The sequence below is a fragment of the Delftia sp. PE138 genome (assembly GCF_018320755.1).
GTDB lineage: Bacteria > Pseudomonadota > Gammaproteobacteria > Burkholderiales > Burkholderiaceae_C > Comamonas > Comamonas tsuruhatensis.
Genome location: NZ_JABEPN010000002.1, coordinates 25,711 through 44,591, shown reverse-complemented (window position 1 = coordinate 44,591; position 18,881 = coordinate 25,711). Strand labels below are relative to the sequence as shown.

At 67.0% G+C, this 18,881-nt stretch carries 18 protein-coding genes; 4 read left to right on the top strand and 14 right to left on the bottom strand.

Annotated features, from left to right (window positions below; all coding sequences use genetic code 11):
- Window positions 1-3: 3 nt before the first annotated feature.
- From ligK to HFGMBDPB_RS09105, 7 genes are all read right to left on the bottom strand, one after another.
- The gene (gene ligK / locus HFGMBDPB_RS09135; protein WP_012206250.1) at window positions 4-687 is read right to left on the bottom strand and encodes a 4-carboxy-4-hydroxy-2-oxoadipate aldolase/oxaloacetate decarboxylase; all 684 of its coding nucleotides are present in this window, start codon (window positions 685-687) and stop codon (window positions 4-6) included.
- Window positions 688-719: 32 nt separating this feature from the next.
- Window positions 720-1,748, bottom strand: a complete 1,029-nt coding sequence (locus HFGMBDPB_RS09130; protein WP_016454681.1) for an amidohydrolase family protein — start codon at window positions 1,746-1,748, stop codon at window positions 720-722.
- Between the two features lie 37 nt (window positions 1,749-1,785).
- Window positions 1,786-3,162 carry an MFS transporter gene (locus tag HFGMBDPB_RS09125; RefSeq protein WP_133073722.1) on the bottom strand — a complete coding sequence of 459 codons (1,377 nt, stop codon included), beginning with the start codon at window positions 3,160-3,162 and terminating at the stop codon, window positions 1,786-1,788.
- Between the two features lie 101 nt (window positions 3,163-3,263).
- Complete coding sequence (locus HFGMBDPB_RS09120) at window positions 3,264-4,388, bottom strand: 4-oxalomesaconate tautomerase (protein WP_212645276.1); 1,125 nt, start codon at window positions 4,386-4,388, stop codon at window positions 3,264-3,266.
- A gap of 180 nt (window positions 4,389-4,568) precedes the next feature.
- Window positions 4,569-5,084, bottom strand: coding sequence for a hypothetical protein (locus HFGMBDPB_RS09115; protein WP_016450436.1), 516 nt, complete (start codon window positions 5,082-5,084; stop codon window positions 4,569-4,571).
- A 183-nt stretch (window positions 5,085-5,267) separates the two neighbouring features.
- Window positions 5,268-6,269 carry a tripartite tricarboxylate transporter substrate binding protein gene (locus HFGMBDPB_RS09110; protein WP_212645275.1) on the bottom strand — a complete coding sequence of 334 codons (1,002 nt, stop codon included), beginning with the start codon at window positions 6,267-6,269 and terminating at the stop codon, window positions 5,268-5,270.
- The gene (locus HFGMBDPB_RS09105) at window positions 6,266-7,138 is read right to left on the bottom strand and encodes an amidohydrolase family protein (protein WP_212645274.1); all 873 of its coding nucleotides are present in this window, start codon (window positions 7,136-7,138) and stop codon (window positions 6,266-6,268) included. Before HFGMBDPB_RS09105 ends, HFGMBDPB_RS09110 begins: the two co-directional genes overlap by 4 nt.
- Window positions 7,139-7,261: 123 nt before the next feature.
- Here HFGMBDPB_RS09105 and HFGMBDPB_RS09100 point away from each other — a divergent pair, with 123 nt between their 5' ends.
- From HFGMBDPB_RS09100 to HFGMBDPB_RS09090, 3 genes are all read left to right on the top strand, one after another.
- Window positions 7,262-8,149, top strand: coding sequence for a LysR family transcriptional regulator (locus HFGMBDPB_RS09100; protein ID WP_016450439.1), 888 nt, complete (start codon window positions 7,262-7,264; stop codon window positions 8,147-8,149).
- A gap of 105 nt (window positions 8,150-8,254) precedes the next feature.
- The gene (locus HFGMBDPB_RS09095) at window positions 8,255-9,031 is read left to right on the top strand and encodes an SDR family oxidoreductase (protein WP_016454678.1); all 777 of its coding nucleotides are present in this window, start codon (window positions 8,255-8,257) and stop codon (window positions 9,029-9,031) included.
- A 733-nt stretch (window positions 9,032-9,764) separates the two neighbouring features.
- Window positions 9,765-10,190, top strand: a complete 426-nt coding sequence (locus HFGMBDPB_RS09090) for a Fur family transcriptional regulator (protein WP_016450441.1) — start codon at window positions 9,765-9,767, stop codon at window positions 10,188-10,190.
- A 100-nt stretch (window positions 10,191-10,290) separates the two neighbouring features.
- Here the strand turns inward: HFGMBDPB_RS09090 and HFGMBDPB_RS09085 are convergent, their stop codons facing one another.
- From HFGMBDPB_RS09085 to HFGMBDPB_RS09060, 6 genes are all read right to left on the bottom strand, one after another.
- Window positions 10,291-11,655, bottom strand: a complete 1,365-nt coding sequence (locus HFGMBDPB_RS09085) for a DUF3526 domain-containing protein (protein ID WP_016450442.1) — start codon at window positions 11,653-11,655, stop codon at window positions 10,291-10,293.
- A complete protein-coding gene (locus HFGMBDPB_RS09080; RefSeq protein WP_016454676.1) occupies window positions 11,652-13,079 on the bottom strand; it encodes an ABC transporter permease in 1,428 nt (475 codons plus the stop codon). Before HFGMBDPB_RS09080 ends, HFGMBDPB_RS09085 begins: the two co-directional genes overlap by 4 nt.
- Complete coding sequence (locus HFGMBDPB_RS09075; RefSeq protein ID WP_212645273.1) at window positions 13,076-13,939, bottom strand: ABC transporter ATP-binding protein; 864 nt, start codon at window positions 13,937-13,939, stop codon at window positions 13,076-13,078. Before HFGMBDPB_RS09075 ends, HFGMBDPB_RS09080 begins: the two co-directional genes overlap by 4 nt.
- Before the next feature lie 8 nt (window positions 13,940-13,947).
- Window positions 13,948-16,143 carry a TonB-dependent siderophore receptor gene (locus HFGMBDPB_RS09070; protein ID WP_043792450.1) on the bottom strand — a complete coding sequence of 732 codons (2,196 nt, stop codon included), beginning with the start codon at window positions 16,141-16,143 and terminating at the stop codon, window positions 13,948-13,950.
- 117 nt (window positions 16,144-16,260) lie between these two features.
- A complete protein-coding gene (locus tag HFGMBDPB_RS09065) occupies window positions 16,261-16,614 on the bottom strand; it encodes a hypothetical protein (protein ID WP_016454673.1) in 354 nt (117 codons plus the stop codon).
- Window positions 16,615-16,746: 132 nt separating this feature from the next.
- A complete protein-coding gene (locus tag HFGMBDPB_RS09060) occupies window positions 16,747-17,361 on the bottom strand; it encodes a TetR/AcrR family transcriptional regulator (RefSeq protein WP_016450638.1) in 615 nt (204 codons plus the stop codon).
- Between the two features lie 766 nt (window positions 17,362-18,127).
- Between HFGMBDPB_RS09060 and HFGMBDPB_RS09055 the strand changes: the two genes are divergently transcribed.
- On the top strand, window positions 18,128-18,406 hold the full coding sequence (locus HFGMBDPB_RS09055) for an H-NS histone family protein (RefSeq protein WP_016450637.1): 279 nt from the start codon (window positions 18,128-18,130) through the stop codon (window positions 18,404-18,406).
- A 66-nt stretch (window positions 18,407-18,472) separates the two neighbouring features.
- Here HFGMBDPB_RS09055 and HFGMBDPB_RS09050 read toward each other — a convergent pair whose 3' ends face one another.
- Window positions 18,473-18,877, bottom strand: a complete 405-nt coding sequence (locus HFGMBDPB_RS09050; protein ID WP_016450636.1) for a RidA family protein — start codon at window positions 18,875-18,877, stop codon at window positions 18,473-18,475.
- Window positions 18,878-18,881 lie beyond the last annotated feature (4 nt).

Sequence of the window (18,881 nt, the reverse complement as noted above, 5' to 3'; positions counted from 1 at the left end):
CCTTCAATCGATGTAACGAAGGCCGGCCTTTTCGAGCGGCTCGCGCATCTTGTACATGTCCAGGCCCAGCACGCCGGAAGCCAGCTTGGCGCGCTTTTCGCCCTCGAAGCTCTCGCGCTTTTGCGCGGCAGCCAGGGTTTCGGCGGCCTTGGCGGCGGGCACGCAGACCACGCCGTCATCGTCGGCCACGATCACGTCGCCGGGCGTGACCCACATGCCTGCGCAGACCACGGGGATGTTGACCGAGCCCAGCGTGGCCTTGATCGTGCCCTTGGAGGAGATGGCGCGGCTCCACACGGGGAAGTTCATTTCCTGCAGCGTCTTCACGTCGCGCACGCCGGCGTCGATGATCAGCGCACGCGCGCCGCGCGCCTGGAAGCTGGTGGCCAGCAGGTCGCCGAAGTAGCCGTCCGTGCATTCCGAGGTCACGGCCGCGACCACGATGTCGCCGGGCTGGATCTGCTCTGCGGCCACATGCATCATCCAGTTGTCGCCGGGCTGCAGCAGCACGGTGACGGCCGTGCCCGAGACCTGCTGGCCCGCGTAGATGGGACGCATATAGGGCTTGAGCAGGCCCACGCGGCCCATGGCCTCGTGGACGGTGGCCGAGCCCAGGGCGGCCAGGCCGTCGGCGGCCGCGCGGTCGGCGCGCTGGATGTTGCGGTAAACCACACCGAGTTCGTACATGGTGCTCTCCTTGATCTGTGGTGGCGGCCTGCTTACAGGCCCTTTTGCTTGAGGGCGGCGTCCAGGCGCGGGAACACGCGGCGCGCGTTGCCTTCGTAGACCTGGTAGCGCTCTTCTTCGGTGAGGTTGGCCGTGGCCTCGATGTAGCGCTTGGTGTCGTCGTAGTAGTGGCCCGTGGTCGGATCGATGCCGCGCACGGCGCCGATCATCTCGCTGGCGAACAGGATGTTCTTGACCGGGATCACCTTGGTCAGCAGATCGATGCCCGGCTGGTGGTAGACGCAGGTGTCGAAGAAGATGTTGTTGAGCAGGTGCTCGTCCAGCAGCGGCTTCTTGAGTTCCTGCGCCAGGCCGCGGAAACGGCCCCAGTGGTAGGGCACGGCGCCGCCGCCATGGGGGATCAGGAACTTGAGCGTGGGGAAGTCCTTGAACAGGTCGCTGGTCAGGCACTGCATGAAGGCCGTGGTGTCGGCATTCAGGTAGTGGGCGCCCGTGGTGTGGAAGCACGCGTTGCAGCTGGTGGAGACGTGGACCATGGCCGGGATGTCGTACTCCACCATCTTTTCGTAGATGGGGTACCAGGAGCGGTCCGACAGCGGGGGCGAGGTCCAGTGGCCGCCTGACGGATCGGGGTTCAGGTTGATGCCCACGTTGCCGTACTGCTCCACGCACTTGACCAGCTCGGGAATGCAGGTCTTGGGGTCCACCCCGGGCGACTGCGGCAGCATGGCGGCCGGGATGAAGTGATCGGGGAACAGCTGGCTGACGCGGTAGCACAGCTCGTTGCAGATGGCGGCCCAGGTGCTCGATGTCTCGAAGTCGCCGATGTGGTGCGCCATGAAGCTGGCGCGCGGGCTGAAGATGGTGAGATCGGAGCCGCGCTGCTTCATCAGCTTGAGCTGGTTGGTCTCGATGGTCTCGCGGATCTCGTCGTCGCTGATCTTCAGCTCGCTGGCCCGCGGGGCCTTGGACGGGTCCTTGAGTCCCGCGATCTGCAGGTCGCGCCAGGCGCCCAGGGCCGCGGGCGCGGTGGTGTAGTGGCCGTGTACGTCGATGATCATCGGAGGGTCTCCTGCGTCTTTATGGGGTGGAAATGTGTCAATGAAGGGGTGCGGCAGGCACCGCGCCGCCCTGCGGCTCGGGACTGCTGTACTGCTTGATGATGAGGGCGGCCATGGCGATCACGCCAGGAATGGCCACCACGGCAAAGATCTCGCTGAAGGCCATGTGGCGCGCCGACAGCTCGGCCACCAGGAAAGAGCCCGCGATGCCGCCGAAGCGCCCGATGCCCAGCATCCAGGCCACGCCCGTGGCGCGGCCGCGTGTCGGATAGAAGGCGGCGGCCAGCGCCGGCATGGACGACTGGGCGGTGTTCATGATGGTGCCGGCCAGGAAGACGGCCACCACCAGCCAGCCCAGGTGGCCGGCCGTCTGGCCTATCCACCAGATGGAGGCCGCCGTCAGCGCATAGCCGATGGCGATGATGCGGTTGGCATTGAAGCGGTCCATGAGCCAGCCGAACAGCACGGCGCCCACGCCGCCCAGCGGGAACAGCGCCGCCACCAGGGTGCCGGTCTTGGGGTCCAGGCCCGCTTCCTTGAACAGCACGGGCATCCAGTTCATCAGCGCGTAGAAGATGACCAGGCCCATGAAGTAGGCGATCCACAGCATCACCGAGCCCACGCGGTACTGGCGCGACAGCACCACGCCCATGCCGCTGCCGGCCTGGGCCTCGGGCCTGGCCTCGGTCAGCACGAAACGCTGCACGCCCTGCACGGCATCACCGGCAATGCGCGCCAGCACCTTGCGGATGCGATCGGCCGGGTAGTTGTTGGCCACCATGTGGCGCACGGATTCAGGCAGCAGCACGACCAGGGCCACCAGCAGCAGCAGCGGCGCGGCACCGCCCAGGATGAGCACGCTGCGCCAGCCGAAATGCGGGATCATCCAGGCCGCCAGAAAGCCGCCGAAGGCCGCGCCCAGCGGAAATCCGCAAAACATGGCGTTGGTCAGCGTGGCACGGCGCGAATCAGGGCAGTACTCGCTCATCAGCGTGACGGCATTGGGCATGGCGGCGCCCAGGCCCAGGCCGGTGACGAAGCGCAGCACGGCCAGGGTCCAGATGTCGGGGGAAAAGCCGGAACCCAGGCAGGCCACGGCAAACACCGCGACCGAGCCCACGAGCACGGTCTTGCGGCCCAGGCGGTCGGCCAGCGGGCCCGAGAAGATCGCGCCTGCGGCCAGGCCGAACAGCGCAGCGCTGAGCACGGGCGCCAGCGCGGGCTTGCTCACGCCCCATTCGGTGATCAGCGAGGGCGCGATATAGCCGATGGCCGCCGTATCAAAGCCATCGAGCAGAACGATCAGGAAACACAGCGCAAAGATCACCCACTGGAATCCCGAAAACGGGTGCTCGTTGAGCAGGGTCTGCACATTGACGCCGGTTGCTGCGGCGTCCTTCTGGACGGATGTCATGACTTGTCTCTTCCACTGTCTCTCAGCCTGGCGGATACCGCATCTGCGCGCGCGGCCCGCCCCTTGCACCGCAGAGGCCGGCAAGCCCCTGCGCTGTTTCTTCAGTCCTGCCTGCGGCCGTCCCAGACCGAGCGCGGCACCATGACCTCGCCACGCATCAGCAGGCGCGCCGTGCGCAGCAGGGCCGCCTTGGTCACCACGTCGGGATGGGCCGGGTCGCTGTCCAGCGTGACGCTGAACTCGCCCGTGGGATGCTCCACCGAGACGGTGAGCGGACCCGTGCCCTGCTGCAGCTGTGCCACGCCCTCGCACACGGTGCCCGGCATCTTCACCGCCGTGCCCACGGTGACGGCCGCCAGCACGCCGATGGCGTCATGGCAGACATGGGGGATGAAGCTGCGCGTGGTCAGCGCGCCGCCATGCTGGGGCGGCGCGATCAGCGTCATCTTGGGGTAGTTCTTGGCCGAGACATCGCCCAGGCCCATGGTCTGCGAGATCTGCAGGCGCAGCGCCTCGATGCGGCGCTTGAGGTCGGTGTCGGCGTTGAGCTCGGCCACGGTCTCCTGCCCGGTGGCACCCACATCGGACGCCTTGAAGATCACCAGCGGCATGCCGTTGTCTATGCAGGTGACGTCAAGCGTGAAGGGCTCGAACCCCTCGCCCGTCACCGTGACCGTGTCCCGGGGCTTGCCCGTGGGCAGCAGGCCAGAGCAGACCGAGCCGGCCGTGTCCAGGAAACTGATTTCGATGGGTGCCGAGCTGCCGGGCGCGCCGTCGATGCGGGCCGAGCCTTCGTACTCGACCTGGCCGCCGGGCGTCTGCACCGTGATGTCGGCCGCCATGCCGGTGTTGAGTGTCAGCACGCGGAAGGTGCTGGTCTGGCCACGCGGCTGCACCATGCCGGTCTCCAGCGCAAAGGGAACCACGCCGGCCAGCATGTTGCCGCAGTTGGGCGTGGTGTCCACCGTGTCCTTGTCGGGCTGCAGCTGGGCGAAGAGGAATTCGAGGTCTATGCCCTCCTTGTCGGAGAGGCTGACGATGCCGACCTTGCTGGTCAGCGGATGCGCGCCACCCACGCCGTCGATCTGGCGCCTGTCGGGCGATCCCATGGCCGCCAGCAGCACGCGGTCGCGCGTGGGCAGGTCGGAGGGAAGATCGCTGGCCCGGAAGAAAGGGCCCTTGGAAGTACCGCCCCGCATCAGCAGGCAGGGAATGGCCGTTTGCATGGCTGTCTCTATCAGTATGGGTATGACAGCTATTGTGAGCATGGCGCGGGCCAGGCACTACTGGGCAAGCCCGCTAGCAGCTATAGCAAACCGGCATAGCTCAACGCCAAGCCTGGGCCGCAGGCTGCGACGCCGGGGCGCCGCAACTGCTTGATACAACTTATTGGGGCGCAGTGACGCTCAATCGCGGTCATGGCCCCGGCCGCGATCATGGCCATGCCCGCGGCCGCGGTGGTCGTCGTGGCGGTCATGCCGATCGTGGCGGTCGTGGCGGTCCCAGCGGCGGTCATCGCGGCGGTGCTCCCATTCGCGGTGGCGGCGCTCCTCGCGCCAGCGAGGATCGTGGCGCGGCGGCCCGGCGCGCCAGTGCGGCGGCGGATTGCGCAGGAAGTACACCGGGCGACCGCAGGCACCGTAGCGTGCGCAGTGCTTGCCCCAGTGCTTGGCATGGCCGGGCGGCACCCACATGTAGACCGGCGGCGGGGCCATGGGCGCCGGCGCGATGATGACGGGCCGCTGGTACAGCAGCGGCGGAGGCGGGGCATTGCCTATGTCCACGGTGCCGTAGACACCCGGAGCCAGCTGGCCCGAGACCGAGCCGCTGATATAGGTCTGCGCCTGGGCCGCAAGGGCCGAGCAGGCCAGCGCAAGGGCGGCCGCGGCGCGCAAGGTGGATCGCAAGGTGAGCATGGCCATGTTCTTTTGAAGGGGTGAAACAGGAAAGGCCCCGTTTCTACCAAGCGCCTGGGGCCGCATGGGCCATTGCGCCTGAAAAGGTGTAAGAACCCGTTCAAGCCAGCGCCCGTTCCTGCTCAACGCGCCAGGGCTGCCTGCGGTGTACAGCAGACCGCAATGGTCCGCTTTCTGGCCTGCACGCGCTCAGTCCAGCTTGAGCCGCGAGTCCTTCACCACCTTCTGCCATTTGGCGATCTCGGCGCGGCGGAATGTCTCCAGCTCGGCCGGCGTGGAGCCTATGGGCTCGGCACCTATGCCAGCGAGCCGCTCCACGATGGCAGGCTCGCGCAGCACCTTGGCCAGCACCGTGGACAGCCGGTTCACGATGGCGGGCGGCGTGCCGGCCGGCGCAAAGATGGCGTTCCACTCGTAGGTCTCGTAGCCGGGCACGCCCGACTCGGCAATGGTCGGCAGCTCGGGGGCGGCCTTGGAGCGCTCCAGCCCGCCCACGGCCACCGCGCGCAGCTTGCCGGTCTTCACGTGCTGCCAGGCCGAGCCCATGCTGGCAAACATCAGCGGCACCTGGCCCGACATCACGTCCATCATGGCCGGGCCGCCGCCCTTGTAGGCCACATGGTGCAGCTGCGTCCTGGCCAGCAGGTTGAACAGCTCGCCCGCCAGGTGCTGGGCCGAGCCCGGGCCTGCCGACGCAAAGTACAGATGCCCGCCCGCCTCGGAGCGGCCGGCCTGGATCAGGTCCTGCACGCTCTTGATGGGGGACGATGGCGCCACCACCAGCACATTGGGCACGCGCAGCAGCAGCGAGACCGGCGCGAAGGCCTTGAGCGTATCGAACTGCATGCGCGCGTGGATGGCGGGATTCTGCGCGTGGTTGGAGGCATCGAGCATCAGGGTGTAGCCGTCGGGCTGGGCCTTGGCCACCTGGGCGCCGCCGATCATGCCACCTGCCCCGCCCCGGTTCTCGATCACCACGGGCTGGCCCAGCTCGGCAGACAGACGGGGGCCGATCAGGCGCGCCACCACATCGACGGTGCCGCCCGGCGGATAGGTCACGACCAGGGTGACGGGGCGCTCGGGGTAGTTGGCCGCTGCAGCCGCAACGGCTGGCGCGGCCATGCCGGCAACGGCCGAGATCAGGCCTGCGGCCGCCCACAGGCCGGCGGTGCGTCTGGACAGGGATTTCATGGTGTGTCTCCTTGGGTTTGAATCGGGCTCGGAAATCGGAACAGCTCGACGGCGCTGCGGCCCAGCACGGCCTGCAGCGAGGCGGCATCGTCCAGCGGGTCCAGCCAGTCGTGCATCCAGCGCACGGCCGCCGGATAGCTGGCCTGGCCCGCGTGCTGGGTGTGCGGCCAGTCGCTGCCCCAGAGCAATCGCTCGGCCGCAAAGGCCTGCAGCAACTGCGCGGTGGCCTGCCGCCCCGAGGCGGCGCAGTCGGCGGCGGGCCAGATGCGGTAGGGCGCGGACAGCTTGACCCACACACGGCCGCTGCCGGCCTGTTGCAGCAGATAGCCAAAGCCAGGGTCGCGCACGCCCAGGGCCGGGTCAGGACGCCCGAAGTGGTCGACCACCACGCGGCAGCCGGCCGCCAGCAGGGTGGGCAGCAGGTCAGGCAAGCGCCCGGCCTGCAGGTGCAGCTCCACATGCCAGCCCAGGGTGTTGGCCTGCTCCAGCACGCGGCGCCAACCGGGCGCATTCAGATCGGGCAAAGACAGGCCGATCAGGTTCAGGCGCATGCCCACCACGCCGGCATCGGCCAGGGCCTGCAGTTGTTCATTGCCCGTGCGCTCATCCACCACGGCCACGCCGCGCAGGCGATGCGGCTGGGCGCGCAGCGCCTGGAGCAGGTAGCTGTTGTCCGTGCCCAGAAAGCTGGGCTGCACCAGCACGCCATGGGCCAGGCCGTGCGTGTCCAGGAGGTGCAGATAGGTGCCCAGGGGCGCGTCCTCGTCGGGCGCGTAGCGGCGCGCATCCGGCATGGGCAGGCCACGCTCGAAGACATGGGCGTGGGTATCGACGCTGGACGCAATGGCGAACCTGGGCAGGGCAGACACGGGGAAAAACTCCTTGCGGGTGGCGCGGCACAGGATGCGGCGCAGGGGGTATGCGGCCGGATTCTAGGAAGGGGGGATATATATTTCCATTCTTCAAAATGGATTTATTCATACTGGATCGATATGGAAACCCGGCATCTGCGCTACTTTCTGGCGGTGGTGGACCAGGGCAGCGTCAGCCGCGCAGCCGACTGGCTGGGCATTGCCCAGCCCGCGCTGAGCCAGACCCTGGCCCGCATGGAGAAAGACCTGGGCGTGCAGCTGTTCCAGCGCTCGCGCCAGGGCGCCCTGCCCACGCCGGCCGCCCTGGCCATGCTGGATGACGTGCGCACCAGCGTGGCCCGCATAGATGCCGCCGCCAGCCGCGCGCGCGAGATCGCCAGGGGCAGTGCAGGCCAGCTCACCGTGGGCCTGGTGTCTTCGGCGCTGTTCGGCACCCTGCCCCGCGCCCTGCGCGCGCTGCGGCAGCAGGCGCCCGGCGTGCGCGTCATCCTGCGCGAGATGAGCAATGCCGAGCAGGCCGAGGCCCTGCAGACCGGCGCCATCGACATCGGCCTCATGCACACACCCGTGGCCGTGGGCGGGCGCATGCGCGAGCGCCAGCTGCTGCGCGAGCGCCTGGTGGCCGCCGTGCCCGACGAATTCCAGATCGGCGAGGACGGCCAGGTCAGCCTGGCGCAGATCGCCGAGGCCGGGCTGGTCATGTACCCGCAGGCCCAGCTGCCCGTGCTGCATGCCGGCATCCTCGACGCGCTGCGCAAGGCAGGCCACGAAGCCCATGTGGCGCAGGAGGCCAACCGGACCCTCACCGTGCTGGCCTGCGTGGCCGGCGGCTGCGGCGTGGCACTGCTGCCCAGCTGGATACGCTCCATGGACTTTCGCGGCGTGCGATTTTGCGAAGTGCGCGATGGCCGGTCCCTGCCCAGCCTGGACCTCAGCGCCATCTGGCCCGCACGCTCCACGCCCACGCTGGCCGACCTGTTCGCACACCTGGACCTGGGCAAAGACTGAGTGCGGCCCGCATTGGCGCCGCACCGGTGCAAGAAACGGGATGCGCCCGCGCCTGCGCCGCACTACAAACCGCTTTCCCTCATTCACGGAAAGAAAAGGTGCCAGATGCAGCCATCGTCACAGCAACTCCACGGAAAAGTCGCCCTCATCACGGGCGCCAGCTCAGGCATAGGCCGCGAAGCCGCCAGGCTGTTCGCACGCCACGGCGCCAGGCTGGTGCTCACGGCCCGCCGCCAGCCGGAACTGCAGGCCCTGGTGGCGGAGATAGAGCAGGACGGCGGCCAGGCCATCGCGCTGGCCGGCGACGTGCGGGACGAGCCGCTGGCCCGGGCCCTGGTCGAAACCGCCACGGCGCGCTTTGGCGGCCTGGACATCGCCTTCAACAATGCCGGCATGACGGGCGATCCCTGCGCCCTGCCCGACCTGTCGCTGCAGGCCTGGCAGGAGGCCATCGCCACCAATCTCACCAGCGCCTTTCTGGGCGCCAAGCACCAGATACCAGCCCTGCTGGCACGCGGCGGCGGCTCGCTGATCTTCACCTCCACCTTCGTGGGCTACACGGCGGGCCTGCCCGGCATGGGTGCCTATGCCGCCAGCAAGGCCGGCCTCGTCGGCCTCACCCAGGTCATCGCGGCTGAATACGGCCCCCGCGGCCTGCGGGCCAACGCCCTGCTGCCCGGCGGCACCGACACGCCCATGGGCCGCGCCAGCACCCCCACGCCCGAGGCACGCGCCTTTGTCGAAAACCTGCACGCCCTCAAGCGCCTGGCCACACCGGCGGAGATTGCAGCGGCAGCGCTGTTCCTGGCGTCGGATGCATCCAGCTTCGTCACGGGAACGGCCATGGTGGTCGATGGCGGTGTGTCCATCCAACGGACTTGAAGCAGAGCCCCGCCAAAGCCGTCGCGGCAATGGCGGCCCGCTCGGATCTTCCGGTCGCCTGCGGCGGCGTTATCAGGGGAGTTTTGAAAGTGGCATTCCTGCCCCAGTAATTCCCCTGGAAACGATGCTTGTGCTTTCGCTGTTCATTCCCGCATCGTGGCCAAGGAGCTGGCTGATGTTTTCTGACCACGCAATTCACGACGAAGCAACTGCTCGGCAAATGGTGCCCGGATGCTGAATCGACATGGGGTGACATGAACCATTACGGGATGGCCGCACCTTTCTTCCAGGGAATGGATGATGGACAAACGAGGTGCATTGAGGCAATCTGCTTGAATCGGTAATACACTGCCCATGCAATCCATTGCATCGCGTCTCCAGCAATTACCGTCGGATTCAGGACCTGCGCGAAGTCCCGCACAACCCTTGTTTCAAGCATTCTTCAGACAATAGATCAATTACATCCCATTACAGCATTGTGGACGGCTATGGTATTTAACCTTTGCACAAGGTCCATCGAATGCTCACGACATATACTCGCGCAAAACCGCAAGAATGGAATACCTGTTGTCCGTCCGATGTGATTTTTTCTCTTTGAAGAAAAGAATCGTTGCAGGGATTGCATCCCCATGCTTGCAGGAGCTACAGGCAGGCACAGTTCCATTTCGGCTGTGAGCGTTCGTGAACACTGATTAATCGCGTCGAGATTGTTATAGTAAATAACGGAACTACCATGACTAGACACACTCAGCCCATCGTGGAGCGCTTGTTCAGGCCAATGGAACGCTCGACCCGCCAGCGCAGTTCGATACGCACGGTCATGGAAGAGGCTGGGCGCCCCCTGCTCCCCGCTGAAATCCTGGGCGCAGCGCAGCGCGAGGTGCCGGCCATCGGTCTGGCCACGGTGTACCGCAACATCAAGCAATTGATGGAAGCCGGTGAGGTGCAGGCCGTGGACCTGCCCGGCGAGGCCACGCGCTACGAACTCAGCGGCCGCGCCCATCACCACCATTTCCGCTGCATGAGCTGCAACCGCGTGTTCAACGTGCCCGGTTGCCTTGGCGACATGCAGCGCATCGTGCCCGAAGGCTTTGTGGTGGAGCGCCATGAGATGACGATGTACGGCATCTGCAGCGACTGCCACCAGAACGTGCAGTAGCGGCGGGCCCCGGGCCTCAGGCCCAGGCATCGGCAAGCCGACAGCCATGGCGCAGGCCTTCCCTGCGCCATGGCTGTTTCTTTTTCCCCGGTCCGCTGCCTCAGCGCCTGCCCGGCCGCACGCGGCCTGCGGCAACGCCCCCGGCCAGCAAGGCCAGCGCAGCCACCGCCCAGAGCATCGCCACCTGACCCCAGGTCTGCGGCGCATGGCGCGGACTGGCCGTGAAGACCGGCTGCGCTGCAAAGTCCTTCGCGCCGAATGGACGGTCCTCGAACAGATAGGGATAGAAGAAAGTCCGCAGCCGCGCATGGAAGGCGGCAATGTCGTCCTGGTAAGCCAGCTGCGCCAGCAGGTCGGTGCCGGCCTGGCGGTGCAATGCGGCCTGCACGCCCACGCCGGGCAGCAGCCAGCCCAGGCGCCCGGTCCAGGCCTGGCGCGCCTGCAGGCCTTCCCGATAGGCGGCGAACTGGGGGGCGACGCTTTCATCACCGAGCTGCTGGAAGGCGTAGTACCACTTCCAGTGAAAGCCCGCAGGCAGCGGCGCGGTGTTGCGCCATTCGGGGTGGTTGCGGAAGAAGCGCTCCATGGTCTGCTCGCGCGGCAGGTCCCAGGCACCATGCACGGTCTGGCGCTGGGCCAGCATCAGCTCCACGCCCTGGCTCACGGGCACGGCGCGCGACAGCGCGGCATTGGCCAGCGTGGGCAGCACCAGGGTCAGCACGGCCCAGCAGCCCATGAGGGCCATGGCGTTGGCCACCGAACTGCCGCCCAGCGTGGCGACCACCAGGCACAGCCCGCTCCAGAAGGCCACATAGGCCGTGGCGCTCAGCAGCACGGAGGCGATGGCACCCGCCTGCGCACCGCTGGCCAATGCCCCTGCCAGGGCCGGCAGCGCCAGGCATGCCAGCAACAGCACCGAACGCAGGCCCGCACGGCGCAGCCACAGCCGGCGCCCGCTGCCGGGCATGGCCTGAAGCGTGCCCAGGCGTCCCGATTCGCGCTCGCCCGAGACCAGGTCGTAGAGCAGTGCAATCAGGAACAGCGGCGCCAGGTAGACCAGCACAAAGGCGAAGTCGAAGCGGCCCGCCAGCGCCAGTTCGGGGTTGAAGCTCTCGCCTTCATGCAGCTGCGCCTGCAGCGCCAGGGCACGCACGCGCAGCACATAGGGCGCGGCATCGCGCAGGCCCAGGGCGAGGAAGGCCGTGGACGACGGTGCATCCCAGGTGCTGTGAAAGCCGTAGTAGGCCACCGAGCCCGCATCGCCGGACTGTGCATGCCGACCTGCCTGGGCCGCCATTTCCTGCTGCTGCATTTGGGCCAGACGGTCCAGGGTCTGGCGCTGCGACGAGATCTCGCGCAGGCCCGACAGCACGGCCAGCGTGGACAGCAACAGCAGCAGGGCCAGGGCGCACAGCGCCAGGCGCGAGCGCGTCAGAAGACGCCATTCATGTCGTAGCCAGCTCATCGCACCACCCTCCCCAGACGTTGCGTGGCCACCAGCAAGGCGGCCGCCAGCGCCGCCAGCCATCCCAGCAGCACGCAGGCTGCGGGTGCCGCGCGGCGCAAGGCCGCCAGCGGCGGATCGGGCTCGTGATGGAAGTCGGAGACGCCGCGCCAGTGCTCGTGGCTGATGCGGTTGTCTCGGCTGGAACGGTCACCCGCGTAGCTGAGCTTGTCCACCTGCAGCTGGTTGAGCGCCTGCACCATGCGGTAGCGATGCTGCTCGGCCTGCTCCAGAAAGCGCCGATAGCCTTGCAGGTCGGTGCCGGCCACGGCCATGGACAGGCGGCGCAGCGCAATCAAGGGGCTGACCAGGGCAAAGCCGTCGGCGCTGCGCAGTTGCCGGGCCTGCAGATCGAAGCTGGCCTCGGCATGGCGCCTGAAGAGCTCGCTGGTCAGCCGCTCGCCCTCCATGCCGACCAGGCCCTTGTAGTTGACGGGCAGATCCTCCACACGCGACACGCCGTACTGTGCAAGCACTTTGGCGCGAAAGGCGGCGAAGTAGGGATCGTCGGGATTGTGGCTGTCGCCCAGCGCCGCCAGCTCGCGCGCCGTGGCGATGTCGGTCTCGAAGCGCGTGGGCAATGCCAGGGCCGCGCCCACCAGCTCCGGCGCCAGCCGGGGCACCAGCACCACGCCAATGGCCCAGGCGGCCAGCAGGGCCAGCAAGGCATCGCGCCCGCGCCGCATGAGGGCCGAGACCGCGGTGATGCCCACGGCCCACAGCAGCAGCCACAGCACATGGCCAGCCGCCAGCGCGGCCACCAGGCTGATGGGCACGGGCGTGGCCACCGCCATCCAGGCCAGGGCCAGCAAGGCGGGCAGCAGCACCAGGGCCGCCACGCCCGTGAGCGCCAGCAGCTTGCCGGCCACGAACTGCCGCATGCCCACGCCCTGGGCCAGCAGCACGCGCAAGGTGCCGGCCTCGCGCTCTCGCGCGATGCAGGCATGGCCCACGAAGATCAGCAGCAGCGGTGCCAGCACCTGCAGCACAAAGGCCGGCGTGAGCTGGCCGAAGCGCAGCAGCAGCGACGACTGGCGCACATCGCCGAAGTTGGCGCTGTTCTGGCGGTGGCCTTCGAGAAACAGCGTGTGGCCGGTGTAGGCGTCTATGCCCGCATCGAAGGCCGCCAGCGGATTGAGCGGGCGGAACACGAAATGGCCGTAGTGCACCATGCGGTGCGGATGGCGGTCGGGCTGGGCCTCGAACTCGTGGTCCACCTGCGACTGGTGGCGTTCGCGCTGGGCCTGGGCCGCGCTGCGCTGGTCCCAGGCGGTGAAGGCGGCAGTAGCACCGAGCAGCAGCCACAGCACCATGCCCAGCACGGCCACGCGGTCGCGCAGCAGCAGGCGCCATTCCTCGCGTGCAATGGTCCAGGCCGTGCTCATGCCGCGGCCCCCTGCACGCCTGCGCCTGCGCCTGCGCCTGCGCCTGCGTCTGCGTCTGCGTGTGCGTGTGCGTGTGCGTGTGCGTTTGCGTCTGCACTCGCACCCGTACCTGTACCCGCGTAGTGGCGGTGCAGTGCCCGCACGTCAAAGCGCTCTTCCCCACGGGCCGCCACCTCCTCCACCAGCCTGCCGCCCGCGATGAAGCCCATGCGGTCGGCCACATCGGCAGCCCCCAGCAGGTCGTGCGTGACCATGAGAATGGCCACGCCCTGGCCGCGCAGCTGCGTGATCAGCCGGCTGAATTCGGCCGTGGCCTGCGGGTCCAGGCCCGAAGTGGGTTCGTCCAGCAGCAGTGCCGGCACCTTGCGTGCCAGCGCCAGCGCAATGGCCACCTTCTGCCGCATGCCCTTGGAAAAGCCCGAGACGCGCCGGTCATGCGCGGCCGCATCCAGCCCTGCAGCGGACAAGGCCTGGCCGATGGCATCCCTGCTGGCGGGCTGGCCCGCCAGGTCCAGCAGATAGGCCACGTTCTCGCGCGCGCTCAGGTGCTCGTACAGCGCCACGTTCTCGGGGATATAGGCGATCAGGCCGCGCGCCTGCGCGGCAGCCGTCACCGGGTCCACGCCCTGCACGCGCACCTGGCCGCTGCGCGGCCGCACAAAGCCCAGGAACAGGCTCAGCGTGGTGGTCTTGCCCGCGCCGTTGGCGCCCAGCAGCGCATAGATCTCGCCGGCATGCACGGCCAGGTCCAGGCCCTGGAGGATGGTGCGCTCGCCATAGTCCACCACGGCGCCCAGTGCTTGGAGCACGGGCGAGGAGGCAGAAGTGGGGTTGGAAGAAACAGGAAGGGATGGATGCATGGCGGGGCTCAGAACTTGGCTTGAAGGCCTACGGTGACGGTGCGGGCGGTGCCCGGCGTCACCCACAGCCGGCTGTACGAGCTGGTGTAGTAGGTCTTGTCAAAGAGGTTGTCCACGTCCAGCGTCAGGCGCAGCGTGGGGCTGATGCGCCAGTAGGCCACCAGCTTGGCGGTGGTGTAGCCGGGCAGATCGAAGGCCGCCTTGCCAGCGTCGGCCTCGGCCTGCGTGCGGGCCTGGCCCAGGCGCTTGCCCACGCGGGTGACGCCGCCGCCAATGCCGTAGCGCTGGCCGTTGGAGAAGGCGTTTTCGTAGACCGCCAGCACGCTGCCGTTGACCTTGGGCACGTTGAGCAGGCGCCCGCCCACTTCCAGCGTGTTGTCGCGCGAGATCTCCACGTCGTTGAGCACCAGGCTCGCATTCAGGCGCCAACGCTGCGTGACCTGGCCGGCAAAGTCGAACTCCAGCCCCCGGCTGCGGATCTCGCCGGCCGAGACCGAGTAGCCGGCGTTGCCCGGGTCGGCCGTCAGCACGTTGCGCTTGCGGATGTCGAACAGCGCGGCCGTGGCGCCCATGCGCCGGTCGGCGCTTTCCCACTTGGCGCCCAGCTCCATGGAGCGGCCGGATTCGGGACTGAAGCCCGCGCCGGCCACATCGACGCCCACGTTGGGCCGGAACGAGCGGCCCACGTTGGCATAGAAGGTCCATTGCGGCAGCGGCAGCCAGCTCAGGCCCAGGCGCGGAGAGGTCGAGGTCGGGTCCTGCTGCGTGGTCGCGCCCGTGCGGCGGTTGTGCAGCGACTGGTCATAGCGGTCCATGCGCAGGCCGGCCACCACGCGCCACTGGGGAGAGAGCTTGATGGCGTCCTGCAGGTAGAAGGCCGTGTTGCGCTGGCGCTCGAAGGTATCGGTATTGGCCGTGGGCACGGGCTGCGTGCCGCCGTAGACGGGGTTGTAGATATTGATGGCATAGGGATTGGCCGCCGTGGGGTTGGCGCGCAGCATCACCGTATCCATGTCGAAGCGAAAGCTCTCCAGGCCCAGCAGCAGCTCGTGTTCGACGGTGCCCGTTTTCACCGTGCCCTGCAGCTCGGCCTGCACGGCGATGTCGTCGGACTGGTAGTCGCGGAAACGCCGCTGGCGCGTCAGGTCGCCATTGGCCAGCAGCGCATGGGGTTCGGTGGAAAAGCCGTTGATCGAGGTCTCGCGGTAGGACAGGCCCAGGCGGCTGCGCCACTGCGCGCTCCACTCATGCGAGAGGATGAACTGGTGCGTGCGGTTTTCCACCGTCACATCGCCGTCGCGCGGGTCGCCCAGGAAGCGGCTGCGCGAGATGGCGCCCAGGCGGTCACCCACGGCCACCACGCCACGGTCCAGCGGCGTCTTGTGGCGCAGCAGCTCGCCCGAGTACTCCAGCACCGTATCGCGCCCCAGCTTCCAGGTGAAGGCCGGCGCAATCACCTGGCGGCTGGCGCCCACGAAGTCGCGGAAGCTGTCGCGGTCCTCCACGGCGATGTTGAGCCGGTAGGCAAAGTTCTCGCCAATCGGCCCCGTGCTGTCGAGCGCGCCGCGCCGCAGCCCGTAGCTGCCCGCATAGGCTTCCACGGAATGCGAAGGCGTCCACAGCGGACGCTTGGAGACGACGTTCAGCGTGCCGCCCGGCTCGCTGCTGCCGTAGAGCGCAGCGGCCGTGCCCTTGAGGAACTCGATGCGCTCCACGCCAGCCAGATCACGCGGCGCGTTGAAGCCGCGCCCCGAGGAAAAGCCGTTGAACAAGGTGGCCATGCCCACGTTCTGATCGCCGGGCAGGCCGCGAATGACGATGTTGTCCCACAGGCCGCCAAAGTTGTTCTGGCGCGAGACGCCGCCCACATAGTCCAGCACATCGTCGAGCTTGGTGGCTCCCAGGTCGTCCATGGCCTGGCGCGTGATCACGCGCACCGACTGCGGCAGCTCGCGCAGCGGCAGGTCGGTCTTGGCGCCTGCCGCCTCATCGGTGTGATAGGCGCCCGAGGCCGTGCGGCCCACGACTTCCACGGCAGGCAGCAGGGTCTGCTCCTGGGGCGACGGCGCTGACGGCACGGATGCCGCAGTTTGTTCCTGGCCCTGGGCCAGCACGGGCGTGGAGAAGAAAGCGGCAGCGCTCAGGGCAAGCGGCAGCGGGCGAAGGCCGGGGAGCGGCTTCGCGAGGATGGAGAAGGCAGTCATGATGAAAACGGGCACGGGCGCATGCCGCCGGCATCAGAAGCCGGCGCGCGCAAACACGGACTTGCCGCCAGCACCAACGGGTGCCGGCGGCAGAGAAGGAGAAAAGTGCTTGCGGATTCAGCGCGGCGGGTCGCGCGATGCAAAGGCCCAGCGGTTCTGCGAGGGGATGGCGCCGCCCACGGTGCGCGGCGGCACCCTCTCAGGCGGTGCGGCCACGGCCAGCGGCAGGCCGAAGTGCGGCAGCCAGGCCGCCGCATGCGGTGCATGGCCCATGCACCAGACGCAGAGGGCTTCCGCGGCTTCCGCCTTTTCACCGGCCGGCGCCTTGTCCTCGCAGCCGTTCAGGCCGGCAAACGCCTGGCCGGGCGCTGCCGCCGCCTGCCGGATATGCGTTGCGCCGTGCAGGGGCATGCCAATGGCCGTGTTGAAGAACACGGCCAGCAATAGCAGGCGCAAAACAAGCAGACGCATAAGACGGCGATCTTACTATTGACAATTCAATATCGTTAACTGTCCGCCGGCATTTTCAGCACGGGCCCCGGAGACAGCGCGGCAATATGGCACAGGCATGTGACAGCCGACTGGCGATTTCCCGCATTGTGCCTATTGATCTGCGGGCCCCACGCCCCGGAAGAACATGTCGCAGATCTGGTCCGCCACCTTCTCCAGCGAGCCCTTGCGGGGGTTGAACCAGGACTGTATGGAGTTGATGCTGCCCAGGATCATGATGCGCGCCAGGTGGATGTCGGCATCGGCCCGCAGGCGGCCTTCGGCGCGCAGGTCTTCGAGCAGGCCGCTCCAGAATTTCTGGTGGCGCTCGCGGCGCTTGATCTGGCGTTCGCGCACCTTGTCAGGCAGCTGGCCCAGCAGGCGGCCGTGGGCCAGGGCGAAGTCCCCATGCTTGATCAGGCCCGCCATCTGGCCCAGCACGGCTGCGCGGAAACGCTGCTCGGCCGTGGCGTCGGCGCCCAGCGCGGCAAGGCGCTCCTGCTGCTGGCTGATGATGCGGTTGCCGCCCTGCTCCATGACCTCGTCCACCAGCTCCTCCTTGGAGGCGAAGTGGTAGTAGATGCTGGCGGCCTCGATCCCGGACTGCTCGGCAATGTTGCGCATGGTGGTGGCAGAGTAGCCCTGCTCACCGAAGGTGCGGGCGGCCAGCTTGAGAAGGGTCTCGCGGGTCTCGTTGCCGTCGTGGGCGCTGGTCTGCCTTCTTGCCATGTCTGCCAGGGTGTGGATCGTTGTAGTGCGGCGATGCTAACAGGCTGTTGGTGGCACGCCAATCAAGCGTTCGGTACGCGCCCGCTGCCTGGCGGGCATGGCCGGGCCGCGAAACTGCGCCTGAAGAATCAGCCCCAAAGGCATTCCCGGGACTGCAATGGCCTGGCAATCAACGGCTCATGAATTTACGCGATATCGGCGGAAGATATTTCAAACCACGGCCAGGAATTCAATCCTCGCAATACAAAAAATCTATCCAGCCAATCGACAAGACAAATGAAACAACGCGTGTTAATCGCAAGATTAAATAGCAGAATCGAATCACATGTAATTTATTTTATAAATCGATAAATAAAATCGATTGATGAAACAAAATCAACACCCGCAACCGGTTCTGAAATGGGAACTTGTACGATCACCTCGTCGCGGCTGCCCTGCAAAAGCATGCCAGCACGCCCTCTCCAGAGGAGGAAGCGCCAACCACAATGCTCTGCAAATGTAACAAAGACGCAACAGCTTTTGTAAAGTGGCGGTTATCAAGATGCTGCTGGATATAATGCGGATCGCCTCGGAATATGCCCAGGCATGAGAAGAAGCTGTCTACACCCCATAGAACGCTCACATCATCAGTATTTATACTTACGGTGATATCTTCATCCCCCACTGCACATGCACCAACCTTGACCATTGCGTAAAGAGTTCCGGGTCGTTGTTCTTGCTGCGCAGTTTTCGACAAATAGCCGCACTTAGAAATTCTTCTATCAAGATGACTACATACCAAGAGCTGATTGCCCAGAAAAAACTGCTCGACCAGCAAATCGACGAGGCCCGCAAGCTGGAGTCCAAAGCGGCTCTGGCATCGGTGCAGGAACTGGTCCGGGAGTTTGGCTTCACGGCACAGCAGGTCTTCCCCTGGAAGCCCGATGGCAAGAAGAGCGCCCCCGCCAAGTACCAGGACCCCGAGTCCGGCAAGACCTGGACCGGCCGCGGCAAGCCGCCGAACTGGATCCTGGGCAAGGACCGCACCCTGTTCGAAATCAAGTGAGTCCCTGCCGCGCGTGGGCCCGCCCGCACGGCGGCGCACATGCGCGGGCACATGCTCAGAGGTGCGTCATGCAGGCACCACCGCCGTGACCTCGATCTCCACCTTGGCCCGGTCTTCCACCAGATCCGCCACCTCCACCGCCGTCATGGCGGGGAAATGCCGCCCGATCAGTTCGCGGTAGTGCTTTCCAATGGCCGGATAGGCCGCCACGTATTCCTGCTTGTCGGTCACATACCAGGTCATGCGCACGATGTGCTCGGGCCTGGCGCCGCCTTCGGCGAGGATGGCGACGATATTGGCCAGCGCCTGCCGCACCTGTCCGGCAAAGTCGTCCGTCTCGAATTGCTGCTGGCCGTTCCAGCCAATCTGCCCGCCGACGAACACCAGCCGGGAGCCGACCGTCATTTCGGTCAGGATGCCATTGGCATAGCCTCGGGGCGCCAGCCAGTCCGGGGGTTGCAGAGTCTTCATTGCT